Source organism: Janthinobacterium sp. (assembly GCF_031995485.1).
Lineage (GTDB): Bacteria > Pseudomonadota > Gammaproteobacteria > Burkholderiales > Burkholderiaceae_D > Janthinobacterium.
On record NZ_DAMAGB010000078.1, the window covers coordinates 1 to 12655 of the forward strand.

12 protein-coding genes are annotated in these 12655 nt (G+C 64.1%); 7 read left to right on the plus strand and 5 right to left on the minus strand.

The window, feature by feature from the left end; all coding sequences use genetic code 11:
* From RTQ46_RS26530 to RTQ46_RS26540, 3 genes are all read left to right on the plus strand, one after another.
* Positions 1-1384 (plus strand): DUF4129 domain-containing transglutaminase family protein (locus RTQ46_RS26530; RefSeq protein ID WP_312440603.1); only part of this gene is annotated, 1384 nt, incomplete at its 5' end.
* The gene (gene mltB / locus RTQ46_RS26535) at positions 1381-2559 is read left to right on the plus strand and encodes a lytic murein transglycosylase B (RefSeq protein ID WP_409518381.1); all 1179 of its coding nucleotides are present in this window, start codon (positions 1381-1383) and stop codon (positions 2557-2559) included. The genes RTQ46_RS26530 and mltB, both read left to right, overlap by 4 nt.
* 447 nt (positions 2560-3006) lie before the next feature.
* Positions 3007-3339: a hypothetical protein gene (locus tag RTQ46_RS26540; protein WP_034751784.1), complete on the plus strand. Its 333-nt coding sequence runs from the start codon at positions 3007-3009 to the stop codon at positions 3337-3339.
* A 101-nt stretch (positions 3340-3440) separates the two neighbouring features.
* Here RTQ46_RS26540 and cysM read toward each other — a convergent pair whose 3' ends face one another.
* Complete coding sequence (gene cysM, locus RTQ46_RS26545) at positions 3441-4343, minus strand: cysteine synthase CysM (RefSeq protein ID WP_312440605.1); 903 nt, start codon at positions 4341-4343, stop codon at positions 3441-3443.
* A gap of 263 nt (positions 4344-4606) precedes the next feature.
* On the opposite strand from cysM, the gene RTQ46_RS26550 reads away from it, so the two are divergent.
* The 3 genes from RTQ46_RS26550 (at position 4607) to RTQ46_RS26560 (ending at position 8306) form a co-directional block, all read left to right on the plus strand.
* Positions 4607-6370: an FAD-dependent oxidoreductase gene (locus RTQ46_RS26550; RefSeq protein ID WP_312440607.1), complete on the plus strand. Its 1764-nt coding sequence runs from the start codon at positions 4607-4609 to the stop codon at positions 6368-6370.
* Between the two features lie 237 nt (positions 6371-6607).
* Positions 6608-7372, plus strand: coding sequence for a PEP-CTERM sorting domain-containing protein (locus RTQ46_RS26555; protein ID WP_312440608.1), 765 nt, complete (start codon positions 6608-6610; stop codon positions 7370-7372).
* 76 nt (positions 7373-7448) lie between these two features.
* Complete coding sequence (locus tag RTQ46_RS26560; protein ID WP_312440609.1) at positions 7449-8306, plus strand: sterol desaturase family protein; 858 nt, start codon at positions 7449-7451, stop codon at positions 8304-8306.
* Here the strand turns inward: RTQ46_RS26560 and RTQ46_RS26565 are convergent.
* Positions 8227-9594, minus strand: a complete 1368-nt coding sequence (locus RTQ46_RS26565) for an MFS transporter (RefSeq protein ID WP_312440610.1) — start codon at positions 9592-9594, stop codon at positions 8227-8229. The two genes, RTQ46_RS26560 and RTQ46_RS26565, sit on opposite strands and share 80 nt — an antisense overlap.
* Before the next feature lie 116 nt (positions 9595-9710).
* On the opposite strand from RTQ46_RS26565, the gene RTQ46_RS26570 reads away from it, so the two are divergent.
* Complete coding sequence (locus tag RTQ46_RS26570; protein WP_312440611.1) at positions 9711-10607, plus strand: LysR family transcriptional regulator; 897 nt, start codon at positions 9711-9713, stop codon at positions 10605-10607.
* Positions 10608-10760: 153 nt separating this feature from the next.
* On the opposite strand, the gene RTQ46_RS26575 is transcribed toward RTQ46_RS26570, so the two are convergent.
* The 3 genes from RTQ46_RS26575 to RTQ46_RS26585 all read right to left on the minus strand — a co-directional run.
* Positions 10761-11081: a helix-hairpin-helix domain-containing protein gene (locus RTQ46_RS26575; protein ID WP_312440612.1), complete on the minus strand. Its 321-nt coding sequence runs from the start codon at positions 11079-11081 to the stop codon at positions 10761-10763.
* A 158-nt stretch (positions 11082-11239) separates the two neighbouring features.
* Complete coding sequence (gene rfaE1 / locus RTQ46_RS26580) at positions 11240-12193, minus strand: D-glycero-beta-D-manno-heptose-7-phosphate kinase (protein WP_312440613.1); 954 nt, start codon at positions 12191-12193, stop codon at positions 11240-11242.
* Positions 12190-12655, minus strand: a 466-nt coding sequence (locus tag RTQ46_RS26585; RefSeq protein WP_312440614.1) for a UDP binding domain-containing protein, incomplete at its 5' end; no start/stop codon positions are given. The genes RTQ46_RS26585 and rfaE1, both read right to left, overlap by 4 nt.

Consider the following 12655-nt stretch of genomic DNA (forward strand, 5'->3'; position numbering starts at 1 on the left):
ACAGCTGGCCCTGTCCGGCGAATCCGTCTTCACGGTGCGCTTCGCCACGCCCATGCCGCCACAGAGGCAGCTGTACTGGCGCGGCGTGGTGCTGGGCGACTATGACGGCGCCACCTGGACGCGCGGCAGCGCGCAGGACGGTACGGCGCCCATCGATATCGCGCTGGCCGGCGAGGCGGTCGATTACCAGGTCGATCTGCTGCCGAGCAACGCACGCCGCATTTTCGTGCTCGACCTGCCGCGCAGCATCGGGCGCCTGCCCGGCAACCCGTATATCGTCTCGCCCGCGCTGGAAGTGGCGGCCACCCACGCGCTGGCCGCCGGCGCGCGCTACCGCGCCAGTTCGCGCCTGCGCTACCGGCTGCAAACGCAGCTGACGCCGGCCCAGCAGCAAGCATGGCTGGCGCTGCCGCCGGGCAGCAATCCGCGCAGCGTGGCATGGGCGCGGCAATTGCGCGGCAGCGGCGCCGGCCAGCGCACGCCGCAAGCCGCCATCGCCGCCGTGCTGGACTACTTCCGCCAGGCGCCGTTCCGCTACACCCTGCAGCCGCCGCTGCTCGGCAAGGACGGCGTGGACGCCTTTCTGTTCCAGACCCGCGCCGGCTTTTGCGAACACTATGCGGGCAGCTTTGTGGTGCTGATGCGCGCCATGGGCATGCCGGCACGCGTGGTTACCGGCTACCAGGGCGGCTTGCGCGATGACGCGGCCGGCGCGCTGACCGTACGCCAGTCCGACGCCCATGCCTGGGCCGAAGTGTGGCTGGCGGGACAGGGCTGGGTACGCTTTGACCCGACCAGCGTGGTGGCGCCGCTGCGCACGCAAACCGATCTTGCCGCAGCGCTGCCGCCAGCGCCCGGGCGCGCGCCAGCCTGGCCTGCACTGGCGACATGGCGCAGCCAGTGGCAGCAAGCCGAACAGCTCTGGCAGCGCTGGGTGCTCGACTACACGCCGCAGCGCCAGCGCGAGGTGATAGTCGGTGCGATGGCCACCGCGCTGTCCGCCTCGCAATCGCTGCAGCTGCCGCCGGCGCGCCGTATCGCGGCGGCCTGTTGGCTGCTGGCGCTGGCGGCGGCTCTGCTGGGCGGCATCGTCTGGTGGCGTCAGCATCAGACGACGCCGCCCGGCGATGCGCTCGACCGGCTGTATGCGCAGTTTTGCCGGCAACAGGCGCGGCACGGCCACAGCCGTGCGCCGCACGAGGGGCCGCACGGTTATGCTGCAAGGCTGGCAGCGAGCCCCATGCGGCCCGGTGCGCCACGTGCACACGAGGCAATGGCCCGATTCCTGGCAATCTATGCCGCGATGAAGTATGGTAATGCCAGCCCGGACCAGCACCGGCGCGCGCGGCGCGATTTGCGCCGCCTGCTCAAGCTATGCAAATGAAACCGATTAACCATGCCGATGGATGCTCCTTGCTCAACAATAAACTGACCACCTCTTCCCTGCTGCTGTCCTTGCTGATCGCTGCCACCCCAGTGGTGCTGGCGGCCGACAACGGCAATATTTCCGCTGCCGACCGCGCACGCGCCAAGGCCCAAGCTGCCGGCAAGAAAGCGCCGGCCGCACAAAAGGCGCCCGCCAAATTCGACTTCGAAGGCGAGTTCGTCAATTACGCCAGCTGGGCCGAGGTGCGCGCCTTTCTTGACGAGATGGCCGCCAGGCACGGTTTCGACCGCAGCGAGCTCGACACCCTGATCGGCAAGGTGCGCTACGTGGACACCACGGTGCAGCTGATGAAGCCGGCGCCGCCGGGCAAACCGAAGAACTGGCAAGCCTACAGCGCCCGCTTCATCGAGCCGGTGCGCATCAACGCGGGCGTGAAATTCTGGAACGAGAACGCCGAGGCGCTGGCGCGCGCCGAACGCGAATATGGCGTGCCGGCGAACATCATCGTCGGCATTATCGGCGTGGAAACCGTGTACGGCCGCAATACGGGACGCTTCCGCGTGCTTGACGCGCTGACCACGCTGGCGTTTTCCTATCCGGAAAGTCCAAACCGCACGGCCCGCATGGCTTTCTTCAAGGGCGAACTGGAAAACGCGCTGCTGTTCGCGCGCAAGGACGGCATCGATCCGCTGACTTTGCTGGGCTCGTACGCGGGCGCCATCGGCCTGCCGCAATTCATGCCGAGCAGCATCATGAAATATGCGGTCGACTTCGATGGTGATAGCCATATCGACCTGCGCAATTCGACCTCGGATGCCATCGGCAGCGTGGCCCATTTCCTGGTCGAACATGGCTGGAAACGCGACGATCCGGCCATCAGCGTGTACCCGGTGACGGTGTCGCCGAACCGCGCCTGGGAAAGATTCATCGGCCAGGGACTGGAAGCGAAATTCACCCTGGCAGAGCTGCAGGAGGCCGGTGTCTCGGCCGTGGCGGCGCCGCCACGGAACCTGCTGTTTGGCTTGATCGACTTGCAAAATGGTTCAGAAGCAACAGAGTACAGCTTGGCAAGCAATAACTTCTTTGCTATAACTCAGTACAACAGAAGTTACTTCTATGCTATGTCCGTGATCGACTTGGGCAAGGCCGTCAGCGACGCACGGGCCCGCTAACCAGAAGTCGGTGTAAAGTTATAATGTTACTTGTAAGAAAGCGTAAGCGCGATTGTAGCGGCTTGCAAAGCGGTTTATGGTGCTGTTGATCAGCCTTGCGCATCACGCTTGCTGAGCTCGCAACTTGGCTGGCACCATTAAAATTGGAAATGGTTATTCAATTAACTTTTGTCAAAGTACAATTTTTGATCTATCATGGTGGATAGTAAAGAATACATGGTTGTTGCAACAAGACAACAACTACATGGTACCGCACGAGATTCTCACGCTTTCTAACGTGAAACTAAATCCTGCTGTACAATTGTGTATATATTATGAAAAACTGTATCCCGGATCGTACCGTGTGTGAATTCGTTCCTTTTAGTAAAGAATGAACATGAACGCAGCAAGAGCGAGCTCCGAGTGTTTTTACTTTGCAGTGCAACTACAGAAGGAACAAACAACATCATGACTAATCAAGTCGGCATTGATATGAACAGCGATTCGGACTCCGACGATCTGTTGCAATACAACCCAAACAGATTGCTCGATACCCTGATCGAAAACCTGCGCCTGAAAAACGACGCAGCATTGTCCCGCGCGCTGGAAGTAGCGCCGCCAGTCATCAGCAAAATCCGTCACCACCGCCTGCCGGTTGGTGCGTCGCTGCTGATCCGCATGCACGAAGTGAGCGACCTGAGCATCCGCGACCTGCGTTACCTGATGGGTGACCGCCGCAACAAATTCCGCATCAGCGACAAGCAATTCAAGCCAAAAGAAGGCGAAACGCCACAAGGCTGATCCTGCCGGCCGTGCAGGTTTTCCCTCCCCGCCATGGGGAGGGGAAAGTTTTTTGTACCATCAGTTTTTCCAGGCCGTTCTGGCCAACCCGCATTCCCTTATCACGCAGGAAAAACACCGGTAGACAGATAGCGGTCGCCGCGATCGCACACCACGAATACGATGGTGGCATTTTCGACCGTCTGCGAAATGCGCAGCGCGATCTCGCAGGCACCGGCTGCCGAGATGCCGCAAAACAGGCCCTCTTCCGCCGCCAGGCTGCGCGCCATGCGCTCGGCCACGCCCTGGCTCACGTATTCGATCTGGTCCACGCGCGTCTTGTCGTAGATTTTCGGCAAATACGCCTCCGGCCATTTGCGGATGCCGGGAATCTGCGAGCCTTCCTCGGGCTGGGCGCCGATGACCTGGATCGCCGGATTCTGTTCCTTCAGGTAGCGCGACACGCCCATGATGGTGCCGGTGGTGCCCATGGCGCTGACGAAGTGCGTCACGCGCCCTTCGGTGTCGCGCCAGATTTCAGGCCCCGTGCTTTCATAGTGGGCGCGCGAATTGTCTTCATTGCCGAACTGGTCGAGGATGATGCCGCGGCCGTCCTTCTGCATCTGCTCGGCCAGGTCGCGCGCATATTCCATGCCGCCCGTCTTCGGCGTCAATAAAATCTGCGCACCATACGCAGCCATGCTCTGGCGGCGCTCGACACTGAGGTTATCGGGCATCAGCAGCAGCATCTTGTAGCCGCGCAAGGCGGCGGCCATGGCCAGCGCAATGCCGGTATTGCCGCTGGTCGCTTCGATCAGGGTGTCGCCCGGCTTGATCTGGCCGCGCTCCTCCGCGCGCTTGAGCATCGACATGGCGGCGCGGTCCTTGACGGAGCCCGCCGGATTATTGCCTTCGAGCTTGCCCAGGATGACATTGTTGCGCGCCAGCGCATCGGCACCCGGCAAACGCGTCAGCTGCACCAGCGGAGTATTGCCTATCGTATCTTCAACTGTCTTGTAAGCCATCTGTCTGTTCGCATAGTTCACCAAAGACCCATTCTAATATGAGATGCTGGCTGGCGTATCGGCAATCAAGGGCGCCGGCAAGCTACCCGCTCCTGCCGGCCACATCTCGCGACACCCGCATGAACAGGGGCTTGCAGCCGTTTTGCAGCGCGCCATTGCAGGCTTTTGGCACGCCCTGCACGCTTGCGCTAGACTGGCCGCTATCAGTTATTTTTCTTATTTGCTTATTCACTTCTTTCGCTCAGACGCCAAACGGACCCGCCATGACCAGCCGCGCACCAGAATTCATTCCTGAAACCACGCCCGACGATCCCCTGCACGCCAATGTGCTCGACGTGCAGGGCCGCAGCCACCAGATCTCGCCCGTCTTCAATGACGCCGAACTCGAGCGCCTGCAGCGCTATGGCAAGGTGCAGCAGCATGCCGATGGCGCCGTGCTGTTCCAGGCGGGCAACAGCAGTTTCGGCATGCTGGTGATCCTGTCGGGACGCGTCTCGGTCACCCGCCACGAAGTGATGGGACAGGACTCGCTGTTGCGCGAAGTGGGGCGCGGCCATTTCATCGCGGAAGTGGCGCAGTTGTCGGGCCGCCCTACCCTGGTGAACGGCACTGCGGTCGGGGCGGTCGAGGTGCTGGTGATCAGTTCCGAGTCGCTGCGCGCGCTGATCGTGGCGGAAGCCGAAATGGGCGAGCGCATCGTGCGTGCGCTGATCCTGCGCCGCGTGGGCCTGATCGAGTCCAACTCGGGCGGCCCGGTTCTGGTGGGGCCGCGCGGCAACGCCAATATTTTCCAGCTGCAAAGCTTTTTGACCAGCAACGGTCATCCGCATACGGTGCTTGACCCCGCCGACGACACGGCCGCCGCGGCGCTGGTCACGCGCTACCAGCCGACGGCGCAGGAGTGGCCGCTGGTGGTCTGTCCGGACGGCAAGATCATGAAAAACCCCAGCAATATGGACCTGGGCCGCTGCCTTGGCATGCTGCCGGATCTGTCGTGCGACAGGATCTTCGACGTGCTGGTGGTGGGTGCCGGACCGGCCGGCCTGGCTACGGCCGTGTACGCCGCCTCGGAAGGCCTGTCGGTGCTGGCGCTGGAACAGCGCGCCTATGGCGGCCAGGCTGGCGCCAGCGCCCGCATTGAAAATTACCTGGGTTTTCCGACCGGTATCTCCGGCCGCGCGCTGGCGGGCCGCGCCTATGTGCAGGCGCAAAAATTCGGCGTGGAAATCGCCACCCCGGCCAGCGCCGCCAGCCTGCAGTGCGACAGCTGGCCACTGTGCCTGACCCTGACCGACGGCACCACCGTACGCGCCCGCACCGTGGTGCTGTCGTGCGGCGCGCGCTACCGCCGCCCGTCGCTGGCCAATCTGAAAACCTATGAAGGACGCGGCATCTATTACTGGGCCTCGCCGATCGAAGCCAAGCTGTGCAAACAGGAAGAAATCATCCTGGTCGGCGGCGGCAATTCGGCCGGCCAGGCGGCCGTGTTCCTGTCCGGCCACGCAGCCCGTGTCCACATGGTGATCCGCGGCGCAGGACTGGCCGCCAGCATGTCGACCTATCTGATCGACCGCATCGCCGCCACGCCCAACATCACGCTGCATACGCACACGGAAATCATCGCGCTCGAAGGCGACGACGATGGCCTGAACGCGGCGCGCTGGCGCAACAACCAGACCGGCGAGGAAGAAGAGCGCGCGGTGCGCCGCGTGTTCCTGTTCGTCGGCGCCGATCCGAACACCGACTGGCTGCACGATTGCGCGGTGGCCGTCGATGCGCAGGGCTTTATCCGCACCGGCTTCGACGTCACGCGCGCCGAATGCAGGAGCCGCGGCGACACGCCGATCGCGCCGTCGGACCTGCCGGACCGTGCAGCGCTGGAAACCAGCGTGCCGGGCGTGTTTGCCATCGGCGACGTGCGCGCCGGCTCGACCAAGCGCGTGGCCGCCGCCGTCGGCGAAGGGGCGGCCGTGGTGTCGCAGATTCACAGCTTTCTTGCCACGCTGCCGGCCACGGCGGCAAGCTGAGGGCAGAAAAATGTCTGGCATACGGGAATTAAACATTTCCGTAAAACCAGGTAAAATTGTTGTTTTACAGATATTTTAATTGCATCTGAAAAAACACTGCTATAATGTGTCCAACAAGACATCATCGTTGTCTTGAATATACAAAATCTCTCGCCCTGCCATGCAGGGCGACACCACAGTTGGCCAAAAAGCTTGCCGACAGTTTGTTATTCTTCCCTGTCCTCATGGAGCTTTTTGATGCGCAATATCACTGTCATGCTGGCGCTGGCCGCCGCAACCCTGATCAATACCACCGCCGCCCAGGCAGCCACTACCAACCTCGTCAAGAATGGCGATTTCGAGCTGACCAGCAATGGCACCTCAAAACAGATCAACGAAGGCAGCTATGCCCGCGCTGACCGCACCTACCTGACCGACTGGACCAGCAAGGGCTATAACTTTGTGCTGAACGGCAGCACGATCGATAGCACCAAGGGCGATACGGCGCTGTCGCTGTGGGGTCCGAATTCCTACGGCGGCCGCGACAAGACGTCGCAAAACGGCCTGGGCGCCAGCCCGACCGGCGGCAATGTGCTGGCGGCGGACTGGGACTATTTTCCGGGTCCCGTCACGCAGCTGGTCAGCGGCCTGGTGGCCGGGCAGTCGTACACGCTGAGCTTCTCGTACGGCGCGGCGCAGCAGATCGGCTATGCGGGCGCCAACCTGGTCAATTACTGGGACGTCGCGCTCGGCACGCAAAAGCAGCAGACCGCCAGCCTGTCCAATGCCAGCCACGGCTTCACGGGCTGGCAGCAGGCGAACATGACCTTTACCGCCACCAGCAGCAGCGAATTGCTGTCGTTTATGGCCAAGGGCAGCCCGACGGGCGCGCCGCCATTCATGCTGCTCGATGGCGTCTCGCTGATCTCGGCCGTGCCTGAACCGTCGACCTGGGGCATGCTGCTTGGCGGTCTGGGCCTGCTGGGCTTCATGGCACGCCGCCGCAAGGCTGCCGCGGTTTAAATTACGCAGCATGTCATCAGATCCGGACCGGCCCAGCCCGTCCGGATTTTTGCCATCCAAACACTGATTTTTCGCCATGAGCCTGCTGCAATCCCTGCAATCCCTGCCCGGCCCGGTCGTCGATGTGCTGCGCCTGGCCATCTGGCTGGCCGCGCTGACCGTGCTGTTCGTACCGCTGGAACGCTTTTTCGGCCAGCGCCATGGGGGCCGCTCGCGCACCGAACTGATCAGCGACCTGGGCTTCTATTTTCTCAGCAGCCTGCTGCCGGCCGTGCTGCTGGCCATGCCGCTGGCGCTGGTGGCCGTGGCCGGCCAGCGGCTGTTGCCGGAGCTTGTCCCTGCCACGCTGGCTGCGCTGCCGCTGTGGGGCAAGATCCTGCTGGGTCTGCTGATCGGCGAAGTGGGCACCTACTGGGGCCATCGGCTCAGCCATGAGATTGCGTGGCTGTGGCGCTTTCATGCCGTGCACCACAGCACCAGTCACATGTATTTCCTGGCCAATACCCGCACCCATCCGGTCGACATGGTCGTCACGCGCCTGTTCGGCATGACGCCCTTGTATCTGCTGGGCCTGGCCGGCCCGGGCGCGTCCGGCAGCGCGGCGCCGCTGGCGCTGCTGCTGGTGGGGACGATCTGGGGGTTCTTTATCCACGCCAATCTGCGCTGGCGCTTCGGCCCGCTCGAATGGCTGGTCGCCACCCCTGCCTTTCATCACTGGCATCACAGCAAGTTCGAGCATATCAACCGCAACTATGCGTCCACCCTGCCCGTGCTCGACCGCGTGTTCGGTACCCATTACCTGCCGCGCGAGTGGCCTGGCGCCGTCGGCATCGAGGCGCCGATGCCGGCCAGCTTCAGCGGCCAGCTGCTGGCGCCGCTGCAGCGCGCGCCTGCCACCAGCCAGCCAGCAGCAGGGACAACGTCAGCAGACTGAGTCCGCACAGCAGCCACAGCGCGGCGCCAAAACCTGTTTGTTGAAATACCACGGTGGCGATCGTCAGCCCCAGCGCCGCGCCGAGGTTGTGCAAGGTCCATGACGCCCCCATCGCCACGCCTGACAGATGGGGCGGTACGCAGGCCAGCGCCGCCACCGTGGCCGGCCCCAGAATGCAGCCCCAGCCGATTCCCATGGCGGCCAGCGCCGCGATTATCCAAGCCCGGTTCGTCTCTACCGTAAAGCCGGCCTGCATGGCGGCCGACAGTGCAAGGAAGGCAAAGCCGCCGGCCAGCAGCGGCGCCGTGCCGACACGGTCGGCGGCCCGTCCGGCCAGCGGCGAGACCAGGGCCATTACCGCCGTGACCGGCAGCAGCAGCCAGCCGATGGCGCCGCTGTCCTGCCCGCGCACTGAACTCAGATACCAGGGCAGCAGAAAAAACGCGGCGCAATAGAAAAACGCCAGCGAAAAATTCGCCAGGCCAGCCAGCACAAAGCGGCCATTGGCGAACAGGCTCAGTTGCAGCAACGGCGCCGCCACCCTGCGCTCGACCAGCACGAATCCCAGCAGCAAGGCCAGGCCCGCGCCAGCGGCGCCCAGCGTGGCACCCGAGGTCCAGCCCCAGGCACTGCCATGGGCAATCGCCAGCAGCATGCAGGGCAGGGCCGCCGCCAGCAAGACAAAGCCGGCCATATCGAACCGTGCCCGTTCGCCGCGCGACTCCGGCACCCGCCCCAGGCATAGCGCAAACGCGGCCGCGATCAGCGGCACGTTGAGCAGGAACACGGAACGCCAGCCCACGCTGGCAACCAGCAGCCCGCCCGCCACCGGTCCGATGGCCAGTCCCAGTCCATTGGCGGCGAACAGCAGGCCCAGCGCCCTGCCCCGCTCGCTGTGGGCAAACATATGCGCGACGATGGCGGCCGAGGTGGTGTACAGCGCCGCGCAGGCCACGCCCTGCAGCAGCCGCCAGGCCACCAGCGCCGCCATCGATTGCGCCAGCCCCGCGCCCAGCGAGGCGGCGCCAAACACCAGCATGCCTGCGTACAGCAGCCGGCGCCGACCCAGCAGGTCGGCCAGCCGTCCGGCCGCCACCATGCAGGCCGACAGGGCCATCACAAAGACGGTGACAATCCACTGCGCCTGCTCCACCTCGGCGCTCAGGCTGCGCTGGATGGCGGGAATCGCCGTATTGACGATGGTGAAATCGATACAGCCGAGAAAACTGGCAATCGCGATGCCGGCCAGGGCCAGCCAGCGGCGGCGGTCGGTAGAGACGGGACTCATGGAAACTCCTTGCTGATTCAAGCCACCGATTTTATTGGCGACAGCAAGGCGGCAGTCAAGCCAGTCATTCGTATGATCTGATACCATCGATATCAGATCAATCCCCAACCTCCCATATGATTTCCAATGAACGCTTTGCCGGCATCCGCGCCTTTGTGCAGGCCGTGGAGGCCGGCAGTTTCAGCCGTGCCGCGCAGCAGCTGGGACTGTCGCCATCGAGCGTCGGCAAGGCCGTGGCGCGCCTGGAACAGCGGCTCGATGTGCGCCTGTTTCACCGCACCACGCGCAGCCTGTCGCTGACCGACGAGGGACTTGCCTTTCACGACAGCTGCGTACGGGCATTGGGCGAACTGGAACAGGCCGAAAGCGCGCTGCTGGAGCGGCGCGTGCAGCCGACCGGCCGCTTGCGCATGACCGTGCCGGTGCTGCTGGGCCGCGACTGGATTACGCCGCTGCTGCTGCAGCTGGCCGAACGCTATCCTGCGCTGGAGATCGAAGCGCAGTTCTCAAACTATCCAGTCGACTTTGCCGAGCAGGGCTGCGACCTGGCCGTGCGCATCGGCTTGCTCGACAACAGCGCCAGCCTGGCCGCGCGCCAGCTCGGCGTGCAGCAGCTGGTGGTCTGTGCTGCGCCCGTCTACCTGGCGCAGCATGGCGCGCCGCAATCGCCCGGCGATGTGCGTGGCCACGCCTGTATCGGCATGCTGCGCGATCATCAAGTGCAAGCCTGGCAATTACGCGACGCCAGCGTGCGCATCGCTGCACGGCTGCGCCTGGGCCACCTGGAAGCGGTAAAACAGGCGGCGCTGGCCGGCCACGGCCTGGCGCAACTGCCGCGCTGGCTGGTACAGCAGGAGCTGGCCAGCGGACAGTTGCAGGAGGTGCTTGCGCCGTTTGCCGGGCCGGGCCTGCCCTTGTATGCGGCCTGGCCCGCGACGCGCGCGATGACGGCAAGGCTGCGGCTGGTGATCGATACCTTGCGCGAGAACGTGCCGGCGGGTTTGCGGGCGTAATGGGGCCAATGCCAGCAATGTTGTCGGATTACGCGGCGCTGCGCGCCGCTGATCCGACCTACGATATGTCATGGCACGTAGGTCGGGCAGGTCGGATCAGGCCGCAGGCCGCAGGCCGTAATCCGACACCACCACAAACCTTATTAGAACAATTTATTTTTTCTCCGCCACCTTGGCCCTGGCGCCCGCCGGCGCTGCCGCGCCCGCCTTGCCCTGTCCGTTGATCTGCAGCCCCGCCTCGGACAGCCTCATGGCGCTTTTCGGGCCGATGCCCTTGACCCGGGTTTCAAAGTCGGCCCAGTCCTTGAATGGTGCCTTGGCGCGCTCGTCGATGATGGCTTTGGAGGTGGCCGGGCCGATGCCCTTGACGCTATCGAGCGCGGCCTGGTCGGCCTTGTTGACGTCCACCTGGGCAAACGCCAGGCCCATCGTCGCAGCCAGGGTGGCCACGGCCAGTACAAGTTTCTTGATCATGGGAAGTCTCCGTAGTGAGGGTTGTGGGAACACTCGAACGCCCGACTCGACAAGCCTGGCGCCGTGGGAGATCAACGGCAGAGAAATGGCCCGGTTGACAGGCGGGCGCAGGCAGATCTGCGCCAGATCAAACGATCCGGCGCAGCAGAGATAGAACTTTATTGCGGGAACAGTTCCGCGCGCGTGACGGTGGCCGTGCCCAGTTTGCCGACCACGATGCCGCCGGCGCGGTTGGCCGTGCGCACGGCGTCGCCCAGGCTCATGCCGGCGCCCAGCATGGCGGCCATGGTGGCGATCACCGTGTCGCCCGCGCCGGAGACATCAAACACTTCGCGCGCGTCGGTCGGCATATGCACGACCTCGTCGGCCGTATATAAGCTCATGCCCTCTTCCGAGCGCGTCAGCAGCAAGGCGTCCAGGCCCAGCTCGGCGCGCATCTGCTGCGCACGTTCCGTCAGCTGCTCTTCGGTATTCCAGTTACCGATAACGCGGCGCAGTTCGGATTTGTTCGGAGTGAGCACTGACGCGCCCGTATAGCGTGAAAAATCGTCGCCTTTCGGGTCGACCATCACGATCTTGCCGGCAGCGCGCGCCAATCGAACCATCTCGGCCACATTGACCAGGCTGCCTTTGGCATAGTCGGACAAAATCACCACGTCGAACTCCGGCAGCAGCGTATTGAACTGCTTGAGCTTGTCGCGCAGCACCGTGTCGCTGGGGGCATCCTCGAAATCGATGCGCAGCATCTGCTGCTGGCGGCCGATCACGCGCAGCTTGATGATGGTGGAAATGGCCGCGTCGCGCTGCAGATGGCTGTGGATGCCGTCGTCGACCAGCAGGCGCTCGACCTGGCTGCCCGCCTCGTCGTCGCCGACCACGCCCAGCAAGCTGGTCTGCGCTCCCAGCGCGGCCGCATTGCGCGCCACGTTGGCCGCGCCGCCCAGACGCTCTTCGCGCTTCTCGATGCGCACGATCGGCACCGGCGCTTCCGGCGAAATGCGGCTGACGTCGCCAAACCAGTAGCGGTCCAGCATGACGTCGCCGACTACCAGGATGCGCACTGTCGCCAGGGCTGCCGGTGCGGCCATGGTGGTCACCTCGCCCGCGCTCATGCCGGCACCTGCAGCGAGCGGCCGATGCCGTGATACTCAATGCCGTACAGGGCCATGCTGTCCGGCTCGTACAGATTGCGGCCGTCGAAAATCACCGGCTGCTTCAGGCGCTTCCTGATCAGCTCGAAGTCGGGACTGCGGAAGGCTTTCCATTCGGTCACGATCACCAGCGCATCGGCGTCCAGCAAGGCATCAGTCGGGCTGTCGGCATAGCGGATACGATTGACTTGTTCCGGCGCCAGGTCGAGTGCCAGCACGCGCTGCGCTTCCGCCATCGCCACCGGGTCGTACACGGCCACGGTGGCGCCGCGCGCGAGCAGGTCGGCCAGCAGCACGCGTGCCGACGCTTCGCGCATGTCGTCCGTATTCGGCTTGAAGGCCAGGCCCCAGATGGCGAAATGGCGCCCGGCCAGGTCGCCGCCGAAGCGTTTGACCACCTTATTTCCCAGCACATGCTTCTGC

Excerpts from the sequence above, each read along its gene's own strand:
- mltB (WP_409518381.1), top strand. The coding sequence starts at position 1,381 with ATGAAACCGATTAACCATGCCGATGGATGCTCCTTGCTCAACAATAAA.
- RTQ46_RS26540 (WP_034751784.1), top strand. The coding sequence starts at position 3,007 with ATGACTAATCAAGTCGGCATTGATATGAACAGCGATTCGGACTCCGAC.
- cysM (WP_312440605.1), bottom strand. The coding sequence starts at position 4,343 with ATGGCTTACAAGACAGTTGAAGATACGATAGGCAATACTCCGCTGGTG.
- RTQ46_RS26550 (WP_312440607.1), top strand. The coding sequence starts at position 4,607 with ATGACCAGCCGCGCACCAGAATTCATTCCTGAAACCACGCCCGACGAT.
- RTQ46_RS26555 (WP_312440608.1), top strand. The coding sequence starts at position 6,608 with ATGCGCAATATCACTGTCATGCTGGCGCTGGCCGCCGCAACCCTGATC.
- RTQ46_RS26560 (WP_312440609.1), top strand. The coding sequence starts at position 7,449 with ATGAGCCTGCTGCAATCCCTGCAATCCCTGCCCGGCCCGGTCGTCGAT.
- RTQ46_RS26565 (WP_312440610.1), bottom strand. The coding sequence starts at position 9,594 with ATGAGTCCCGTCTCTACCGACCGCCGCCGCTGGCTGGCCCTGGCCGGC.
- RTQ46_RS26570 (WP_312440611.1), top strand. The coding sequence starts at position 9,711 with ATGATTTCCAATGAACGCTTTGCCGGCATCCGCGCCTTTGTGCAGGCC.
- RTQ46_RS26575 (WP_312440612.1), bottom strand. The coding sequence starts at position 11,081 with ATGATCAAGAAACTTGTACTGGCCGTGGCCACCCTGGCTGCGACGATG.
- rfaE1 (WP_312440613.1), bottom strand. The coding sequence starts at position 12,193 with ATGAGCGCGGGCGAGGTGACCACCATGGCCGCACCGGCAGCCCTGGCG.